Genomic DNA, 18085 nt, shown 5'->3' on the forward strand with positions numbered 1-18085 from the left:
TTTCGTCATTCACAATGGGTGGAACTTTTGTACATCCCCTTGCAGCTCATCCAGCAACTGTTGCTTGTAATCCTCCGTCGAGCTAACATACCGGTGACCGGCCATGTACTGGGCTTTTCGCAGGTCATATGTCCTTACCCAATGGGTAATAACAGAGCCCCTGATCTGATCCAAATTCTTCACCGCACCGTTGATCTTTCGCAGGTGCTTTAGCAACGTGGCCGTGACCCCGTAAAAATTGGCAGCCTTATGGTGCTGTAAAAAAAGCACATCCGATGTTTCTCCATAGCCCTGCAACAATTTCTTACGGGTAACCGCCAAGTAATCCATCAGTTCATAGACCTGCCCGGCTTCCAGCTCCAATACCCGCTCTGCGGTCCTCCGCTGGCTGTGAACCATTATACGCCCCTCCCGCAGCAGCCAGTTCATCTCCTCCCGGGTGAGCCACTCCCGGTTGGTTTTTTCATACGAACACTGAAAGCCCTCAAAAATATTCGCCGGCATCCCCCCATTGGCGACTGCCCGGGTCATGATGTCTTTAAACGTGGACGTGTACTTGCTGGCCGTATTCTGGACCATCTGGTGTCTGGTCATGCAGTGCGTTTCCAGCAGTTCAATAAACCGGTATTCCAGGCCGGCCAGCGGCAGGTCGTCCTGCCTGTACCGGTCCGTGATAAATTCCACCAGCCGGCCTTTACGGCCCAGCATTTTCTCCAGGGTGGTAAAGCTGCGATGGCCGGCTTTGACCAGCTTCATAAAATGCAGCAGGTGTTCGTCCATGGCCAGGACAACCGTTTTGGTCCGGGCCTTGTCGTCAAAAAGGGGATGGCCTTCTTTATCCAGCTGATCGATCCGACGGTTCAGGGCCTCTTCCGTTTCTTCGAACTGAGCAGTCCGAAGGGGAGGCAATTCGGGGGTAAACTCATAGGCTTTGGCCTTTCGCTTCCGGAAGACGACGTATTCTTTCACCGGTTGGTCCAGCCGGAGGGAGAAGTCGAGATTGACTTTCTTTTCAAGCTGGGTCTTACTGGGTACTTCCCGCGGGGCTTCCAGCAGTGCCCATGCCGCATCGGGAGTAGCGGTACCGGCCCGGGCCTGCACCAGATCGATCGCCCGGAAGACATCCGTCAGGACCGTCGCCAGTTTTTTGTTGGAAGCTTTGGCTTTCGGGGAATCGGCAGTAACCTGCTTGGCCTCTGTGTTCCAGTGTTCCGGCAGTACCCGGACATCCTTAACCGCGCGGTCCGCCGTCTGACCATCGATCATCAGACGGGCATAAATGGGCACCATACCCGTCCGCCGGTTGATCTCGTTGCGTTTCGGAAAGAAAAGAAGAGAGCAGGATTGCTGAACATACATACTGAAAGATTTTAAGGATAAAAATCTTCCCTGTGCGAACTGTTGGATTCAAACATTTTTAGTGGCCCTTAAGTGGCCCTCACAATTAGGGCACCGAAAAGGCCACTGAATCGGCCACCGGATGAGTTGAAGTGAATTGTACTGAGTTGAGGCTAAAAAGTTCATTTTCAAGGATGATTCACAATCGAATCATTCATCAAAAAAGAACAGACACTCTTTGGGAGTGCCTGTTGTGACCCGGGCGGGATTCAAACCCACGACCGCCTGCTTAGAAGGCAGGAGCTCTATTCAGCTGAGCTACCGGGTCATATGCTTCACGACGGTGGCGGCTTCGCCTCCGAAACGGCGGCAAAAATAAAAAAATCCCCCAACCCCCAAACCCTTTTACGCTCAACGCTTTTAATTATCTTCGGCCCCCACAACCACCGCCCCGCGGCGCGGTAAAACCACTATCTATGGACGTAAAGATCGAAGACAGTTGGAAAGCGGCACTGAAACAGGAGTTCAACAAACCCTACTTTCTCCAAATAGCCACCCATCTAAAAACGGAAAAGATCAGCGGTCAGACCATCTACCCCCCGGCGGGCTGATCTTTAACGCATTTAATACCACTGCCTTCGAAGACGTCAAGATCGTTATCCTGGGACAGGACCCCTACCATGGCCCGGGACAGGCCCACGGCCTCAGCTTCTCCGTCCAGAAAGGCATCCCCCCTCCCCCTCCTGATCAATATATTTAAGGAGCTCCACAACGACGTCGGCATGGCGATCCCCAAACACGGCGACCTCACCCACTGGGCAGAACAGGGCGTCCTCCTGCTCAACGCCTCGCTGACCGTTCGCGCCAATGAACCCATGAGCCACGCCAAAATTGGCTGGGCAGAGTTCACCGACGCCGTAATCTCCAAAGTTTCGGCCCTCAAAGAGAACGTAGTATTCCTGCTCTGGGGTAAATTTGCGCAGGAAAAACAAGTCCTGGTCGACGCCACCAAACACCTGGTCCTGAAAGCCGCCCACCCCTCTCCCTTCTCCGCCGACAAGGGATTCTTCGGGTGCAAGCACTTTTCCAAAGCCAACACCTGGCTGATGAGCAACGGCATCGACCCCATCGACTGGGCGCTATAACAGGCCCCAGGCCCAAATCCGGAAACAAACAACTACCATGTCATCCATCAAAAATACCTTCTGGAACATCTTCGCCCGCATCTGGGCCGTCTGGGTCATCCTGATCTTCATCACCACCATGCTGATCTTCATGATCCCCTTCCTCCTGTTCGCCTATCCCCAACCCGATCCTAAGAAAACCATCCGGTTCACGTCCCTCGCGCGGGTATGGATGGCCGTATTCCTGCCCCTGGCCGGAACCCCACTGCGCATAAAAGGAAAGGAAAAAATTCGTCAAAGGCCAGCCCTACATCGTCGTATGCAACCACAACGCACTCATCGACGTCCCCATCACAACACCGGGAATACCGGGCCCCGGCAACAAAACCATCGCGAAGATCGAGATGGCAAAGATCCCCGTCTTCGGCACCTTCTACCGCACCGGCAGCGTCCTCGTCGACCGCAGCAGCGAAGCCAGCCGCCGCGAGAGCTTTGCAAAAATGAAAGAGGCCCTCGATATGGGCCTTCATATGTGCATCTACCCCGAAGGCACCCGCAACAAAACTTCCGAACCGCTCAAATCCTTCCACGACGGCGCCTTCCGCCTCGCCCTCAATACCGGCAAGCCCATCATGCCCGGCGTCATCTTCAACAGCCGCAAGATCATGCCCCCCGGCAAAACATTCTACTTCCGTCCCCACCCCCCGGCAATGCACTTCCTCGACCCGATCACCCCACAGCCAAACGACACCGTCGAAACCCTAAAACAACGGGTATTCGTAATCATGCGCGACTACTATTCCGCCAACGCCTAACCCCATATCCCCCGGGGCCACCCCACTCGACCGCCGGCAACGATTGCGCAAATAAATCCCAGCCCCAGCCCATCTTTTCGTAGCATTGACCTATGAGATCACGCCGTCCTCTGCTAAAAGCAGCCTGCTTGCTTGCCCTGCTCCCCCTCACACTTGCCGCCCAAAAGCAGCCCCGCATCGATCCCCAACCCTTCGCCGACAACGCCGGCCACTGGTATGCCATCTTCGACAAACACAATATCATCAACGCGCTGCCCGACAGGCCCAGATACCAGCCGACCGACATCAAAAATATCGGCGACAACATCCTCCTGTTCCAAAAATACAATGGCGGCTGGCCAAAGAACTACGACATCTTCGCCATACTGACCGAAGCCCAGAAAGACAGCGTCGCCGCAGCAAAAGCTGCCACCAATACCACCTACGACAACGGCAGCACCTATACCCAGATCGCGGCCCGGCCACCATCTACGCCGCTACAAAGGAGAACAAATACAGGATAGCCGCGGAAAAAGGCCTCGATTTCATCGTCAAATCCCAGTACAGCAACGGAGGCTGGCCCCAGTACTATCCGCTGGAAGAAGGCTACAGCCGTCACATCACATTCAACGACGGCGTCTTCGAGGGCATCATGCACCTGCTGAAAGATATAAAGGACAAAAAACCCGAATACGATTTTGTCAGCGAAGAAAAAGACAACAGCTGGCAACCGCCTACGCAAAAGGCCTCGACTGCATCCTCAAATCGCAGATCGTCGACGACGGCAAGCCTACCGCCTGGTGCCAGCAGCACGATGAGGTGACCCTCGAGCCTGCCTGGGCCCGAAAATTCGAGCCGCCTTCCATCTGCAACGGCGAGAGTGCCGGCATCGTCATCTTCCTGATGGACATCGACCATCCCGACAAAAAGATCATAGCCGCCATAGAAAATGCGGTCGTCTGGTTCCGCGACTCCCGCATCTACAATACCCGCATCCAGCGCATATCCGCACCCAAAATGGTCACGCCCTTCCGCGTGTCCACCTCGGACCGGATCGTAGTCGTCGATTCCGCCGCTCCACCCATCTGGACAAGATATTACGAACTAAAGACCCACAGACCCCTCTTCTGCAACCGGGACAGCAAAGTGGTCTACTCCCTGGCAGAGGTCGACCGGGAAAGACGCGATGGCTATGGATGGTATACCTATGCGCCCCAGCGCGTACTGGACATCTACCCCGAATGGCAGCGCAAATGGGCGCCTGCCCCGTAGGCATCCGTTCCCCCATAAACACGCACTTCCCCGACCAACAGGCCCGGGACCTCAAAAAAACCAATAAAACTCGGAAAATTACTCAGGAAGAGGAGTCTTCAACTTCCTCAGAAGCTTATTGGCATCCGCCAATTTTTTCGGCGCCAAAACCTTTCCACTCAGCTTATTGAGCTTCTCGCTGACGGTAAAATTAACCTCCGCGCCCGTCAATTCACTCTTATGTTTGATAACCTTTTTCACTACCGTAAATTTATGAAACTTTTCTCTTAATAAGAAACGCCTTGATTTCCATATTTTTAACAAACATCACCAGTTGGTCATGCCTATAGGCCCAAATCTCATACAAAGTTGACAACTCCTCCAGATGTATACTCACCGCCATTCGATACAACCGGGTTCTTTCTTCCGTACTCCCCCTGAAAAATATCCATCGCACTGGGAAATCTCTTAGTATACGCTTCAACAATAGTCGCAATAGTAGCAAGAACTTTATTCCGATCGCCATTGTCGGTAACAGCATAGTCATCCATCTCGTCGTCTTCATCAACATCACCAAATGCAAGGTTATGCACCTCCTCTCTCTCGGTTTTGCTGAAAGCCACCCTCTTTAAAATTTTCCCCTTTTTTCCAAAGCTAATAAAATTGAAGATATTGAAATCAAAGCTAACCTCAATCTCCGTGTACACCTCGTATTTCATAGAGCAACCAATTATTCTACCCAAAACTACAAAACCTTTCAAGGTCTCCCCCAATATTCATTAGTCCGAAAAGCATGTGAATCGCGGCTACACGCACGCGTGAACCATCACTACACTTTAAGCACGCGCCCCCCCCAATAAAATCTATTGATTATAAAAATACTTCGTCCTGTTAATCCTCAAATCCTGCAATATCCCACTCTTCGGACTGATCGTAAAATTGAAAAAATGCGTATACCCCACCGGCGTCACATTGATCGACATCTGCCAGCAATGCAAATCCCGGGAAATCGACGCAGTCAACGACTGCATCTTCTGCATCTTCAAATCATAAAACCCATTCAACCCAATCTTCCACTTCTCCGTTAAATTGAAATCCCCACTCCAGTTCACCGACGACGTCACCGTTGTCGCAAACCCCGTATAGTCCGCCTTCTCCGCATTCGTGAACTGAAACGCCAGCGCCAGATTCAACGACCACGGAATATTGAAGTCCGCAAACTGCCCCGGATTATTCCGGATATAGTTCAGCTGAGCCTGCTGCTCCTCCATCGTCAGCGGTATCTGATTCTGCTGGTTCTGCGACTTCTGCTGCGCCAGCTTCTCGTCCTTCGGCTTGCTCTTGAAACTCGTCGAAATTGCCAGATTCCCCTGCGAGATCCGCCCCAGCGAGAACTTCTTCCCCGCCCACGCATACTTGTCGATATTGAACCCAAAACTATCCACCTGATACGGGTTCAGCGTCGCCCCACCCGTAATATTGATGTTCTGGAACAGCGTACTTCGGAAATAGAACGTTATCGGCGATAGTTTGAAGGAATCAGCCAGATAGTTATAGCTGCCATTAAAACCAAATCCGTCGATGATCGTTATCTTCTTGACCCCCGCCGCCGAAGTATCCGTCTTCGACCGGACCTTGATCTCGAGATGGTTGTCCAGCCCGAACGACATCCCGCCAAACGTCCCCTCGCCAAAAGCCCCATAGGTCGTTCCGTCGAAATAGGAAACCCGCTGCGTTCTCAGCGCCCCCGATTTGTCGGCCGAATCGTGCGGCAGCCTCAAAGAATAATAGTAAGATTTCGCCAGATCCGGCTTATAGCTGATACTGATCGTTGGCCGGATAACATGTCGGATACCCATCAGCGTGCTGTTCCGCCCAAAACCCTGGAAAGTACCGAAAATGGCCGACGCAAGACTCAAACTGAAAGACATATCCTCCGCCGTCCACAGACCTTTCTGGATCCCTACAGTATCGATCCTGTTCCTGACCAGATTGTAGCTTCTGAACAGCTTCTGCGAATAGGTCCTCGCCTGAAAACTCACACCCGGCGTCACCTGTAGCGGCCCCAGCGCCGGCAGCGCCAGCGTTATCGGAATGCTGTGCTGCGACCCCCACTGGAAGGTATCCACGATCCGCTTAAAGCTGAACAGGCTGTCATAAAAATTGGCTCCCCCGACACGGTACTGCTCAAACCCACGCCGAATTTCTCATACCATTTCGGCGTCCCGGCGAACTCCTTCGGCTGGAAGGGATAGATCGTCGGCGCGGAAAACGTCAGATTGGGCAGACTCACGGTGACGATCCGGCTCTGGTTGTTCTGGCTGTGGTTCGCGCCCACCGTCAGGTTGTACTTGCCGTCCCATGTCTTCGAATAAGCGATCGACGAGCTCAGCTGGTTGGTATAGTTGGCCGTCGGGTTGTTCAGCAGGTACTGGTTGTACTTGGTGGAGGCGATATTGACATTGGCCGAAAAGGTCTGCCCCGGATGGGCCTTGGTGTCGACCGTATGGCTCCAGTTGAAACTAAACGTCCTCGACTTGGTATAGGCGTCCTTCCCCACATCGCTCAGTAGCCTGGTATTCTGCAGCGCAAAGTTCAGCTGGCCGCTGTACCGGTACCGGACCCGGTACGTCGGGGTCACATAAAGGTTATACCCCCCATAGGAATAGATATTGGTCCGGAGCGTCACATCGAAATACTCATTCAGCACCTGATAGTACCCAAGACCCTCGAGACCCAGACCGGCCTGGTCATTCGCCGTGAACTGTGGTGGAAGCAGCCCCGAGTGCCTCCCGTTAATGAGAGGAAAAATACCGAACGGAAGATAGACAGGGATCGGCACCCCCTCGAACTCGGGGTGGATCGGACCCGTGATCGCAAACTTCTTATTAATGATCTTCATCTTCTTGGTCCGGAAGGCAAAATGGGGCGTATCCAGGTTACACGTGGTAAAAACTCCCCGATATCCAAAATATTCGTCGGGGGTGATCTTCTTCATTTTCTCCGCGGCGACATACATCTCTCCGGACTGCGTCGTGAGTCGACATAGTAAGCCCCTTCTGGGACTTGATATTATAGACAATGGAGTCCGACTTCATCGTATTGTCCTGCTGGACCATCTTTGGCTGGGCGATGATATTCCCCGCCGAATCGCGGGTAGGGGAAGCTGTGACCACATTACGGTCCTGGTCATAGATGATCTTGTCCGCCGTCAGATCGGCATCCTTATACTTGGCATTGGCTTTGGAATAAAGTGTAATATTCCGGGAAGGGATGATGAAAACGATCGAGTCCGACGCCTTATAGTCGATGGCCGCCTCCAGCGTATCCTTCGAGATCTTGAATGCTGTCGTGTCGAACGTCGGAGCCGTCTGCTGTCTTATCAGCGCAAACCTGGCAGTGTCCGCCGAAGCCGAATGCCTGTAGGGCGTATCCAGCCTGGGCAACCCTACCCGGCGACCAGGCACAACAGTATCCGCCGCTACCCGGGCCGCCCCCGAATCCGCGCCGCCCCCAGTTGTTAGGATTTTGGTAAAACGGCCGAATGCTCTATAATTTGCAGGGCTATTGAGCGTTACTGAGAAGAATAACGCAGTAAAAATCAATGCCGGAAAATATTTTGAGCTAGATTTGCGTCCGTTATTGTTCATAAATTATAAAAAGACAAATAGATACGGGCTGATGCGTGGTGGCAAAAATAGCCATTACTCCATTATGATGGTGTAAGATAATGTGAAGATTGACGGATTTGGCAAAATATAAGGACTATGATGAAAAAGACCTCCACCTTGTTAGCCTTATGCGTAATAACAATGGGGTCTTCGTCGTTCTCACCCCCACCAAAGTCCCAGATCCGTACCGTTATTATAGACCCCGGCCACGGCGGCTTCGACCCCGGAACCCATGGGTTGATCTCCAAAGAAAAGAATGTGGCCCTGAGCATCTCACTCCGACTCGGCAAAGCACTGCAGGAAGCATTCCCGGATTTGAAGATCGTCTATACGCGGACTACCGATATCATGCCTGGTAACAAACCGACCCTCCCGGAAGGCATTCGCTACCGGGCCGAACTGGCCAACAAGGCACACGGCGACCTTTTCCTATGCATCCACTGCAATTCAGATGGACACGACCCCGGTAAATATGCAGTCAGGCGCCTCGTACGTTATAAGACCGTTGGCAGAGGAAGACGAAAGAGACAGATTCCGGTATACGCCACCACCTGGGTCAAAAATACGACTGTAGGTACGGCCACCTATATCTGGAAAGCCGACCGAAACCTGCCCAAAGGTGACGCCATCAACCAGCGGCAGGGCCTGGGAGAGAACGCAAGCGCCGACAACGCGGCCTTCGACATGACCTCGCCCGAAGCAAAGATGCGGGCACAGCTCTATGAGAAAAATATTTTGCCAACAGCGCATTATTAGGGACATTGGTACAGAATGAATTCACCCGTTCCGGCAGACGCAGCGAAGGCGTCGTGCAACGTCAGGTCGGAATCGGCGTCCTTCAGGCAACGGGAATGCCCAGCGTCCTGATAGAGACCGGATACCTGACCAACAAGGAAGAAAGAACTCTACCTGAACAGCAAAAAAGGCCAGAACGAAATAGTCAAAGACATCGTCAACGGCTTCAGACTATACAGGACGAAACTGGACGGCGGCAAACAAAACAGAGGTAAAAAACACTAAATACTTGAAATAGGGAAGAGAATGAAAATGAGAACACAAAATTTAGTTACAGCCATGGGCGGGCTTCTCCTCGCCTTCAACTCTTTTGCAGTAGGCACGCCATCCCATCCGGGTACCGGCGACCCTTCTCCCAAAGGCCCCCGTCCCCACCAGAAGAACGCCATCCGCACCGTCATCATCGACCCCGGCCACGGCGGCTTCGACACCGGCACAAAAGGACTCTATTCAAAGGAAGCAGCCGTAGCCCTCGCCGTTTCCATCAAGCTCGGCAAAGCCCTGGAAGAAGAATATCCCGATATCAAACAGGTCTTCACCCGGACGACAGACGTCATGCCAGGCGGAGGCTCCACCATCGCCTCGGGACTCAACTACCGCGCCGAACTGGCCAACAAATCCAAAGGCGACCTCTTCATAGCCATACACTGCAACAACGACGGCCACCCCGCCGGCCCCTTCTATATCCATCGCATTATCGGCCATAAATACGTCGGAAAAGGCAAAGAAGACGCCGCGTCCCCATCTACGAGACCATCCGCGGCAGCCACGCCCGCAAAGGCACCGAATCATACATCTGGAAGGCCGACCGTGGCGGCTTCAAAGGTACCGCCATCAACCAGCGCGGAGAAGGCGAAGGCGAGATCTCCGACAGCTCGGGCGAAGCCAACGCCGACAGCACGGCCTTCGATATGATCTCCCCCGAGGCCATGATGCGCGCCGCCCTCTACGAAAAAGATATTTCGCCAACAGCGCCCTCTTCGCCTCCCTCGTCGAAGAACAGTTCGCCAGCTCCGGCCGCAACAGCGAAGGGGTCAAACAAAGAGATGAAGGTATCCGCGTCCTCCAGGCTACCGGCATGCCCAGCGTCCTCGTCGAGATCGGATTCCTCTCCAACGTCGAAGAAGAGAACTACCTCAACAGCGAAGAAGGCCAGAACGAAGTGGTAAAAAACATAATGGACGCCTTCCGCCGGTATAAATCCACCCTCGAAGGCCACCCGATCCCCGCACCTGAACCGGCAGGCCCCCCCAGCAAAGTCTCCAATAGCTCTAATCAATAACAACACCCATAAATAACCGCCCAAAAGGCCTACCAGGAAAAGTTAAAGCGAGTCACACCAAACTTGCTTTAACTTTTTGTCTATTAGTATTTAGGCAGCAATTTTCCTACATTTGCGATGTTCAAACGGACATAAAATACTCCTGATGAAAATATCTAATGAACTGAAGATCGGTGTCATGGCAGTCGTCGCCCTAGCGGCACTTATCCTTGGCTTTAATTATCTGAAAGGCAGCGCCCTCTTCCAACATACCAAAAAACTCTACGCCGTTTTCGACAACGTCGACGGCGTCGAAGTCTCCAATAACGTGCAAATCAATGGTCTAACGATCGGTAGCGTCACCGCCATCAACGAATCCGACGTCGACCTCGCCCGCGGCATCGTCGTGACCATCACCCTCAAAAAAGACGTCCACATCCCCAAAAACTCGGTCGCCATGATCAACTCCGGGTTCATCTCGTCCGCCACCATAACCATTGCAAAAGGCGACGACCCCCAGTTCCTTGTCGCCGGCGATACCCTTCAGACCAAAAAGAAAGCAAATCTCATCTCACAGGTACAGGAAAGCGTCAACCCCATCATCCTCAAACTCGGCGGCACCCTCCAGTCCCTCGACTCCCTCATCCAGGCAGTGGGGACCATGTTCGACCCCCGTTTTAAGAACAATGTGGGTTCCGTTATGGCCAACCTCGCCAAATCCTCCGCCCAGCTCGAGATTCTGCTCAACGCACAGACCGGCGCCATGGCCCAGTCACTCAGGAACGTCAACACCTTTACCGCCAACCTGGCAAAAAATAACGACCACATCACCCGCACACTCGAAAACGTCGAAACGACCACGTCCAAACTGTCGCAGGCTAAGATCCCCGAGACAGTAGATGCACTCAAAGCCTCCGTCACCGAGCTCAACAGCCTTCTGGCAAAGCTCAACAGTACCAACGGCACCGTGGGGATGCTGATGAACGATAAGCGACTCTACCAGAACCTCGAAGCCTCCACCCGCAGCCTCAACATCCTGCTGGACGACTTCCGGGTCCACCCCAAACGCTACATCAACGTCTCTGTATTTGGCCGGAAGGATAAAAGCGGTCCGCTGACGGCCCCTCTTACAGACTCCGCGTCAAAACCCGTTAACAAATAAAGTCGAAGATGAGACCCAGGCTACTGGCCAGTGCGATAGGACTATTCGTCTTTACTTTCCTGCTCTCTTTTCAGGCCCGGTCCCAGAACAGCATCCAGTTCAGGACCCCAGGCAACGACTCCATCAAGGTCGTCGAGATCCTCAACTCCGAAAGCTACCGTTTTCAGAAACTCAACGATACCACGGAGCTCACCACCCTCATCGGAAACGTAAAGATCAGACAGGAGAAGACCCTCATTTACTGCGACAGCCTCGTCATGAACCCCCACGCCAACTACATCGAATGTTTTGGCCACGCCCATATCAACGACAACGACTCGGTCAATATATTCTCCGACTACCTGAAATACGAGGTGGACAAGAAGCTCGTCCAGCTTCCAGAAACACGTCATCCTCACCGACGGCAAAGGAACCCTCACCACCGAAGAGCTCCAGTACGACCTCGGCAGCAAGATCGGTACCTACGACCACGGTGGAAAGATCGTCAACAAGGAGACCGTCCTCACCAGCGACCAGGCCGTCTATTTCGAGAACTCGAAAGACGTTCATTTTAAACAGAACGTCATCATGCGCGATCCGCAGTACGACCTCTCCGCCGACAGCCTGCTCTACAACACCCAGACCCAGATCTCCACGTTCATAACCGAAACCTTCATCCAGTTCAAGGACAGCACCCACCGGACGGTCCGGACAAAAGAAGGCTTCTATGACCTGCGTACCAAAAGGGCTCAATTCGGCAAACGTCCAAGACTTACTGACGGTGCCAAACAGCTGACGGGCGACGACGTACAGGTAGACGACAGCACCGGCATCAGCGTAGCGCGCGGCCACGCCGTCCTCATCGACACCGCCGAAGGTCTCCGCCTCCTCGCCGACACGATGGTCAACAGAAAGAAGGACAACCGGTTCTTTGCCACCGGGCGACCCCTCATGGCCCTAAAACAAGACAAGGACTCCATCTACGTAACCGCCGACACCCTCGCCGCCGGCCGCCTCGTCGACTTCGAGATCGACCAGCGCCGCATCGCCCACGACGACAGCCTCCACCGCAAATATGTCGACAGCATTGAAAAAAGCAGGCCGACAGCCTTCACCTGCTGACCATCCAGAGAAGAGCCGCGGACTCCTCCAGAGCTATCAGGGATAGCATCGAGAACACAAGATCGAAAGACAAAAGCGACAGCCTCGAAGGCCCCGCCGACAGCACCAACAAAAAGGCGCTCGACAGCCTCTATCACGCAAGAGATACCATCTACAACAAGGCCGCCGACAGCCTCGGCCACCACAAGCTATCCGACTCCGCCCAAAAGGCAAAAGACAGCGCCGCGGCCAAACCCCTCACAAAAAAAGACCAAAAGAAACTCGAACGCCTCGCAAAGGAAAAGGAGGAGGCCCGCATCAAAGCTATAAAAGACAGTATTGACGACGCCAAATACGAGGTCAAAATGAAGCAGCGCGCCCTCAAAGACAGCATCCGTCAGGCAAAAGAGGACGAAAAGTTAAGACAACAGGAAAAAGGCGACAGCATCCGGCGAGCCACCACCATCGCCAATTTCCGCGCGAGAAACAGAGCCGCCGACAGTCTCAAACGACTGGCGTACATCGACAGCCTGAGAAAATCGGGCATGGCCGACAGCGCCATCAACTATATTCTGGACAGCGCCAACCGAAAGCGACGGGAGGACAGCATCTCGCTCGCCAACCGGCGGGCCCTCTTCGCCGCCGCTGACTCCCTCCGAAAGGACAGCTCCAGAAGACCGCCGCCATTGACATACGAAGACTCCCTTGCCCTGATCCCCACTAAAGATACCAGCCTGCGCTATATCGTCGGCTACCACCACGTGCGGATCTTCTCCGACTCCCTCCAGGCAGTCGCCGACAGCCTTTACTATTCCACAAAGGACAGCCTCTTCCGGCTGTTCAATAACCCCATCGCCTGGGGCAGCGGCAACTACCAGATAACGGGTGATACCATGTTCGTATACACGAAGAACAAAAAGGCCAACCGGCTATACGTCTTTGAGAACGCACTCGCCGTCAACAAGGAGGCCAGCAATTTCTACAACCAGCTGAAAGGCACCACCATCAACTGCTATTTCAAGGACGGAGACATCGACTTCATCCGCGCCAAAGGCAACGCCGAGACCATATATTATATAAAGGACGACAACAAAGCCTACACCGGCACCAACAAGGCCCACGCCGACATCATCGATATGGTCTTCGCACCCAAACTCGACTCCCTCGGAAAACCCGAACTCGACTCCGCCGGCAAGTCCAAAGGCAAAGAACTCAACCGCGTCGTTCTCCGCAGCGACGCCGAAGGCAGCGTCATACCCATCAAACACGTCAACCCCGACGATATGCGCCTCCGTGGCTTCAAATGGCAGGAAGAACGCCGCCCCAAATCCAAAGAAGAACTCTTCGAGGCCATCAAAAAGCCAAGATCATACGAAGACGAAGAACAACCCGCCTTCGACACCCAACCCCACAACGGAATGCCCGAGGATCAACCTGACACCGAAGAACGTCAGGGAGACCCAGCAGGCCCTTCAGCGCCAACAGGCCGTCCGGCAGGCACAGCAAAACCCGCAGGACCAGACGCCCCCTCCCCCAACAACGACCCCGAAAAAAACCAAAAAGAAATCTTAAAATAACGGCCCCGCCAGTGCCGTTTCAAACATCCCAAGCTTTAAGAAAGTCCTAACAAGGCAAACCCAATAGTGCGCTAACCCGATGCGTTAACAAAAAAATTCCAACATGAAATTCATCACCCTCAGCCTGGTGCTGCTGATCCTCAGCGGCCTGTACGATCATGTGTCTGCGCAGGACTACAAGCTGGCGATGGGCCTCCGCCTCAGCACCTCCCCTCCTACCCTCAGCAACTCCGTTAGCATAAAATACTTCCTCGACGAAACCAACGCCGTCGAGGGCCTCATCGGCTGGGGCACCCGCTTCGGCCTGGGCGCACTGTACGAAAGACACCAGCTTATCGGCGCTACTCCCTCCCTCAACTGGTTCTACGGCGGCGGCGGCTGCGTCGGCTTCCAGGACGGCAAGACCTGGCTGGGCCCTACCGGCATCGTCGGCATGGACTACAAATTCCCAAACGCCCCCGTCAACCTCTCCCTCGACTGGAAACCCGAACTCGACATCCTCCCCGACATTAATTTCGTCCCCGGCGCTTTCGCCGTCTCCATCCGCTACACATTCGGCCGCACCCCGGTCAAATAAACCCGCACAAACCAGCACCACACCCCTCACATCTGCATTTTTTTGCTTTTTTCAGCCATAGTTTGCGTTTTTTTGCAGTTATTTAACTTAAATTGGCGGTCGTTAGCCAAAACGTCCAGTCATCCCTGCAAAAAACCGCACTGAATCCTGTTTTATACCGATTCACCATAAAAACTCTTGGCTGGAAAAACAAAAATTGACAAGTTATGAGAAATCCTAAAGTTCTTCTCCTGTCCGGACTATTGTGCTGGCTCACCAGCACTTCTTTCCGGACAGCTCATCAAAGGCGAGGTGCACGACAAAACCAACCACGCCCCCCTCGGCGGCGCCAGCATCTCCCTTCCCAACAGCCGCAAAGGCACAACAACCGACCTCACCGGCGCCTTCTCCCTCCAATCCAACGGAGCCAAATCTTTCACCATTTCCGCTGTCGGCTACAAACCCCAAACAATAGCCGTCACCGACGCCGTGATCTATCAGGTAGAACTGGAAACATCCGATAAAGCCCTCGACCAGGTCGTCGTAGTCGGCTACGGTACACAGAAAAAAGCCGACCTCACCGGCGCCGTCGCTACCGTCGACGTCACAAAGACCTTCGGCAGCAAGCCGATCAACGATCCCACAAAGGCCCTCCAGGGCATCGTCCCCGGTCTCACCATCCAGTACGGTAGCGGCAGCCTCACCGCAGCCGCCGACATCAAGATCCGCGGCATCGGCTCCATCAACGGCGCCAGCCGCCCGCTGATCATCGTCGACAACGTACAGACCGACGACCTCTCCATCATTAACCCCAACGACATCGAATCCGTCTCCGTCCTGAAAGACGCCGCATCGGCTTCCATCTACGGCGCCCGCGCCGCATTCGGCGTCGTACTCATCAAGACAAAGACAGGCCGCAAAAACCAAAAGCCCGTTATCACCTATAGCGACTACTTCTCCGGCAATACCCCCACCGTACTCGCCGACTTCGCCGATCCCGTAGACGAACTCGCAGGCCTCAACAAGGCCGGCGTCCGCAGCGGAACGCCCAACCCGAATACCTTCGGCATGGACATGCTCACCCTCCGCCAGGGCATCATCAACTGGAAGAACACCTATGCCAAGACCAACACCGGCCACGAGATGATCAAAGGCCGAGGACTGGGACCAGGTAGGCGGCACCGTCTATTTCTATAAGGTATGGGACCCCAAAAAGGAAATGCTGAACAACTACACCTTCTCCCAGCAACACAACCTCAGCGTATCCGGCGGCAGCGACAAGATCAATTACTACGTCTCCGGCGGCTACAGCTATGACGGCGGCATCTTCAAGCTCAACCCCGACGACGTAAAAAAATACAATATAACGGCATCGGTCAACGCCAACGTCACTCCCTGGCTCGACCTCAACGTCAAGACCATGTTCCGCAATTTCCAGTACGACTACCCCTACCAATACCAGGACTACTGGGTACTACTTCTGGCGCTGGGGCTCCTACTTCCCCTATGGCACCTATCAGGGCAAATACTTCCGCACCAACTCAGCCTATCTCTCACAGGCGAGCAAATCCAACCTCTCCAGCAACTACTCCAGGGTCGACCTCGGCGCTACCGTCAAGATCCTGAAAAACCTCAGCTTCCGCGCCGACTACACCATCGGTCGCGACAACCTCCTCCGTCACGAAGGCGGCGGACCAGTGCAGGCACTGGGATTTCTGGACCCCGGCCCCGTGCAGCTGGCCAATATTGCTTCTACATCCGCGGATTTTGTTCAATATACTTCCGGCAGAAACCTGGTCGATGCCTTCAACGGCTATTTTACCTATACCCCGAGCCTCTTTCAGGATCACCATCTGAAATTCATCGCAGGCGTCAATGCAGAAAAAGACGAGAACGTCGAATTCTATGCGAACAAGCTGAGCCTGCTCGACCCCACACAACCCGAACTGGGTCTCGCTACCGGCACGCAAACCGGCGGCTCTACCTCCTCGGGCGTGCCCAACGGCGGAAGCAACTTCGGCCATGGCAAAAGAGCGTTTGCTGGCTATTTCGGAAGGATCAACTACGACTACAAGGATAAATACCTCCTCGAGCTAAACGGCCGCTATGACGGCAGCAACCTTTTTCCACAGGAAGACCGCTGGGCCTTCTTCGGCTCGCTGTCGGCAGGTTACCGCATCAGCGAGGAAGACTTCATGCAGCGCTTCAAGCCCGTCCTCTCCGACCTAAAGGTCCGCGGTTCCTACGGCGAACTCGGCAACCAGGACGTCAATACCAACGGCTCGAACATGTACCTGCCGATCATGAACGGCGTTCCCGCCACCTGGGTGACCAGCAGCGGCACGCAGGCGCAGAGTATCCTGCAACCCGGGTCGATCGCCAATTCCCTCCAATGGGAGAGAATATCTACCCTCGACTTCGGTGTCGACGGCCGACTCTTCGACAACCATATCGGCTTCAACTTTGACTGGTACCAGCGCGACAACAAAGGCATGATCCAGCCAACTACCGTGCCTGCCACCTACGGCGTGACCGGTCCCTTTATCAACGCCGGCAACATGCGCACCCGCGGCTATGAGATCAGCATCGACGCCAACTATCGCGTCGGAAAAGACCTGATGCTTTATGGCTCCATCGGCCTCGCCGACTATAAGGCGATCTTCACCAAATGGAGCAACCCCAATATGGCGATCGACTACAAACAGAACTACCAGGGCAAGACCTACGGAGAAATATGGGGCTTCGAAACCCAGGGCTACTTCGCCGATAGCACCGATGTACGCTCCCAGGACCAGTCGGCCCTCGCGCCCACAGGCAACTTCCACTACGGCCCCGGTGACGTCAAATACAAAGACCTCAACCACGACGGCAAGATCAACGGCGGCAAGGCTACGGTCTCCGACCACGGCGATCTCAAGATCATTGGCAACAACCAGCCACGCTATACTTACAACTTTCGCCTGGGAGCCAGCTGGAAAGGCATCGACATCGACGCCTTCTTCCAGGGTGTTGGCAAACGCGACTGGTGGGGATCGGGCCAGACCGTCTATCCCCTGTGGCAGAGTATCGACGTCCTCTACAAGAACCAGCTTGACTACTGGACGCCCACTCATACCAATGCAAAATACCCCAACCCCTACCCCGGCAACACGGGCGGCAGCGTCGCGGGTCTCTATGCAGGCTCCAACAATTTCTACCCCCAGACAAAATACCTGTTGAATATGGCCTACCTCCGCCTCAAAACCTGACCGTCGGCTACTCGGTAACCAACAGAAGGCTCGAACAGGCAGGCATCACAAAGCTGCGCTTCTACTTCAGCGGTCAGAACATCTGGACCTCCTCCCATGTCGGCGCGCCGATAGATCCCGAGCTGACTGACGCATCGGTGTCAGGCGCAGCAACAGGCCGCGTGTATCCTTTCGACAAAAGCTACTCTTTCGGCATGCAGCTGTCCTTCTAAGTCACTAACTACAAAC

General features: G+C 54.2%; 23 protein-coding genes, 1 tRNA gene and 3 pseudogenes. 17 read left to right on the forward strand and 10 right to left on the reverse strand.

The window, feature by feature from the left end; genetic code table 11:
• Positions 1-9 precede the first annotated feature (9 nt).
• Together ACQ86N_RS26465 and ACQ86N_RS26470 are read right to left on the reverse strand one after the other, a co-directional pair.
• Entirely contained in the window at positions 10-1359 is a 1350-nt protein-coding gene (locus ACQ86N_RS26465; protein ID WP_431209673.1) for a phage integrase SAM-like domain-containing protein, read from the reverse strand.
• A 233-nt stretch (positions 1360-1592) separates the two neighbouring features.
• Positions 1593-1666: transfer RNA gene (locus ACQ86N_RS26470), tRNA-Arg, on the reverse strand.
• Positions 1667-1814: 148 nt separating this feature from the next.
• Between ACQ86N_RS26470 and ACQ86N_RS26475 the strand changes: the two genes are divergently transcribed.
• Together ACQ86N_RS26475 and ACQ86N_RS26480 are read left to right on the forward strand one after the other, a co-directional pair.
• Complete coding sequence (locus ACQ86N_RS26475; protein ID WP_431209674.1) at positions 1815-1949, forward strand: hypothetical protein; 135 nt, start codon at positions 1815-1817, stop codon at positions 1947-1949.
• Positions 1950-2018: 69 nt separating this feature from the next.
• The gene (locus tag ACQ86N_RS26480) at positions 2019-2483 is read left to right on the forward strand and encodes a uracil-DNA glycosylase (RefSeq protein ID WP_431209675.1); all 465 of its coding nucleotides are present in this window, start codon (positions 2019-2021) and stop codon (positions 2481-2483) included.
• A gap of 40 nt (positions 2484-2523) precedes the next feature.
• Here the strand turns inward: ACQ86N_RS26480 and ACQ86N_RS26485 are convergent, their stop codons facing one another.
• Positions 2524-2760, reverse strand: coding sequence for a hypothetical protein (locus ACQ86N_RS26485; protein ID WP_431209676.1), 237 nt, complete (start codon positions 2758-2760; stop codon positions 2524-2526).
• Positions 2761-2800: 40 nt separating this feature from the next.
• On the opposite strand from ACQ86N_RS26485, the gene ACQ86N_RS26490 reads away from it, so the two are divergent.
• The 3 genes and pseudogenes from ACQ86N_RS26490 to pelA all read left to right on the forward strand — a co-directional run bounded on the left by ACQ86N_RS26490 (position 2801) and on the right by pelA (position 4528).
• Complete coding sequence (locus tag ACQ86N_RS26490; protein ID WP_431217606.1) at positions 2801-3277, forward strand: lysophospholipid acyltransferase family protein; 477 nt, start codon at positions 2801-2803, stop codon at positions 3275-3277.
• Between the two features lie 128 nt (positions 3278-3405).
• Positions 3406-3780 (forward strand): pectate lyase, encoded by a 375-nt coding sequence (locus tag ACQ86N_RS26495; RefSeq protein ID WP_431217607.1) that lies wholly within the window; start codon positions 3406-3408, stop codon positions 3778-3780.
• Positions 3777-4528: pseudogene (gene pelA, locus ACQ86N_RS26500) on the forward strand (pectate lyase). Before ACQ86N_RS26495 ends, pelA begins: the two are co-directional and overlap by 4 nt.
• A 78-nt stretch (positions 4529-4606) precedes the next feature.
• On the opposite strand, the gene ACQ86N_RS26505 reads toward pelA, so the two are convergent.
• From ACQ86N_RS26505 to ACQ86N_RS26530, 6 genes are all read right to left on the reverse strand, one after another.
• A complete protein-coding gene (locus ACQ86N_RS26505) occupies positions 4607-4768 on the reverse strand; it encodes a hypothetical protein (protein ID WP_431209677.1) in 162 nt (53 codons plus the stop codon).
• Positions 4769-4778: 10 nt separating this feature from the next.
• On the reverse strand, positions 4779-4910 hold the full coding sequence (locus ACQ86N_RS26510) for a hypothetical protein (RefSeq protein WP_431209678.1): 132 nt from the start codon (positions 4908-4910) through the stop codon (positions 4779-4781).
• Positions 4867-5226, reverse strand: a complete 360-nt coding sequence (locus ACQ86N_RS26515; protein ID WP_431209679.1) for a DUF6934 family protein — start codon at positions 5224-5226, stop codon at positions 4867-4869. Before ACQ86N_RS26515 ends, ACQ86N_RS26510 begins: the two co-directional genes overlap by 44 nt.
• A gap of 144 nt (positions 5227-5370) precedes the next feature.
• Positions 5371-6636: a putative LPS assembly protein LptD gene (locus ACQ86N_RS26520; protein ID WP_431209680.1), complete on the reverse strand. Its 1266-nt coding sequence runs from the start codon at positions 6634-6636 to the stop codon at positions 5371-5373.
• A complete protein-coding gene (locus ACQ86N_RS26525; protein WP_431209681.1) occupies positions 6594-7505 on the reverse strand; it encodes a putative LPS assembly protein LptD in 912 nt (303 codons plus the stop codon). Before ACQ86N_RS26525 ends, ACQ86N_RS26520 begins: the two co-directional genes overlap by 43 nt.
• Positions 7447-7974 (reverse strand): hypothetical protein, encoded by a 528-nt coding sequence (locus tag ACQ86N_RS26530; RefSeq protein WP_431209682.1) that lies wholly within the window; start codon positions 7972-7974, stop codon positions 7447-7449. Before ACQ86N_RS26530 ends, ACQ86N_RS26525 begins: the two co-directional genes overlap by 59 nt.
• 300 nt (positions 7975-8274) lie before the next feature.
• Here ACQ86N_RS26530 and ACQ86N_RS26535 point away from each other — a divergent pair, with 300 nt between their 5' ends.
• The 11 genes and pseudogenes from ACQ86N_RS26535 to ACQ86N_RS26585 all read left to right on the forward strand — a co-directional run bounded on the left by ACQ86N_RS26535 (position 8275) and on the right by ACQ86N_RS26585 (position 15806).
• On the forward strand, positions 8275-8934 hold the full coding sequence (locus ACQ86N_RS26535) for an N-acetylmuramoyl-L-alanine amidase family protein (RefSeq protein WP_431209683.1): 660 nt from the start codon (positions 8275-8277) through the stop codon (positions 8932-8934).
• A gap of 5 nt (positions 8935-8939) precedes the next feature.
• Positions 8940-9188 carry an N-acetylmuramoyl-L-alanine amidase gene (locus ACQ86N_RS26540; RefSeq protein WP_431209684.1) on the forward strand — a complete coding sequence of 83 codons (249 nt, stop codon included), beginning with the start codon at positions 8940-8942 and terminating at the stop codon, positions 9186-9188.
• A gap of 37 nt (positions 9189-9225) precedes the next feature.
• Positions 9226-9888 carry an N-acetylmuramoyl-L-alanine amidase gene (locus tag ACQ86N_RS26545; protein ID WP_431209685.1) on the forward strand — a complete coding sequence of 221 codons (663 nt, stop codon included), beginning with the start codon at positions 9226-9228 and terminating at the stop codon, positions 9886-9888.
• Entirely contained in the window at positions 9770-10255 is a 486-nt protein-coding gene (locus ACQ86N_RS26550; RefSeq protein ID WP_431217608.1) for an N-acetylmuramoyl-L-alanine amidase family protein, read from the forward strand. Before ACQ86N_RS26545 ends, ACQ86N_RS26550 begins: the two co-directional genes overlap by 119 nt.
• 145 nt (positions 10256-10400) lie before the next feature.
• Entirely contained in the window at positions 10401-11396 is a 996-nt protein-coding gene (locus ACQ86N_RS26555; RefSeq protein ID WP_431209686.1) for an MlaD family protein, read from the forward strand.
• 8 nt (positions 11397-11404) lie between these two features.
• A pseudogene (locus tag ACQ86N_RS26560) lies at positions 11405-11758 on the forward strand (OstA-like protein); the annotation flags it as partial.
• Between the two features lie 28 nt (positions 11759-11786).
• Positions 11787-11936, forward strand: a pseudogene (locus ACQ86N_RS26565) (OstA-like protein); the annotation flags it as partial.
• 27 nt (positions 11937-11963) lie between these two features.
• Positions 11964-12497: a hypothetical protein gene (locus ACQ86N_RS26570; RefSeq protein ID WP_431209687.1), complete on the forward strand. Its 534-nt coding sequence runs from the start codon at positions 11964-11966 to the stop codon at positions 12495-12497.
• 344 nt (positions 12498-12841) lie between these two features.
• Entirely contained in the window at positions 12842-14053 is a 1212-nt protein-coding gene (locus tag ACQ86N_RS26575) for a hypothetical protein (RefSeq protein WP_431209688.1), read from the forward strand.
• A gap of 103 nt (positions 14054-14156) precedes the next feature.
• Entirely contained in the window at positions 14157-14630 is a 474-nt protein-coding gene (locus ACQ86N_RS26580) for a hypothetical protein (protein WP_431209689.1), read from the forward strand.
• A 291-nt stretch (positions 14631-14921) separates the two neighbouring features.
• Positions 14922-15806 carry a TonB-dependent receptor plug domain-containing protein gene (locus ACQ86N_RS26585; RefSeq protein ID WP_431209690.1) on the forward strand — a complete coding sequence of 295 codons (885 nt, stop codon included), beginning with the start codon at positions 14922-14924 and terminating at the stop codon, positions 15804-15806.
• On the opposite strand, the gene ACQ86N_RS26590 is transcribed toward ACQ86N_RS26585, so the two are convergent.
• Positions 15757-16065: a hypothetical protein gene (locus ACQ86N_RS26590; protein ID WP_431209691.1), complete on the reverse strand. Its 309-nt coding sequence runs from the start codon at positions 16063-16065 to the stop codon at positions 15757-15759. The genes ACQ86N_RS26585 and ACQ86N_RS26590 overlap by 50 nt on opposite strands.
• Here ACQ86N_RS26590 and ACQ86N_RS26595 point away from each other — a divergent pair.
• Positions 16040-17857: a TonB-dependent receptor domain-containing protein gene (locus tag ACQ86N_RS26595; RefSeq protein ID WP_431217609.1), complete on the forward strand. Its 1818-nt coding sequence runs from the start codon at positions 16040-16042 to the stop codon at positions 17855-17857. The two genes, ACQ86N_RS26590 and ACQ86N_RS26595, sit on opposite strands and share 26 nt — an antisense overlap.
• Positions 17858-18085: the final 228 nt, after the last annotated feature.

It is taken from the genome of Puia sp. P3 (assembly GCF_050632245.1).
Taxonomy (GTDB): domain Bacteria; phylum Bacteroidota; class Bacteroidia; order Chitinophagales; family Chitinophagaceae; genus Puia.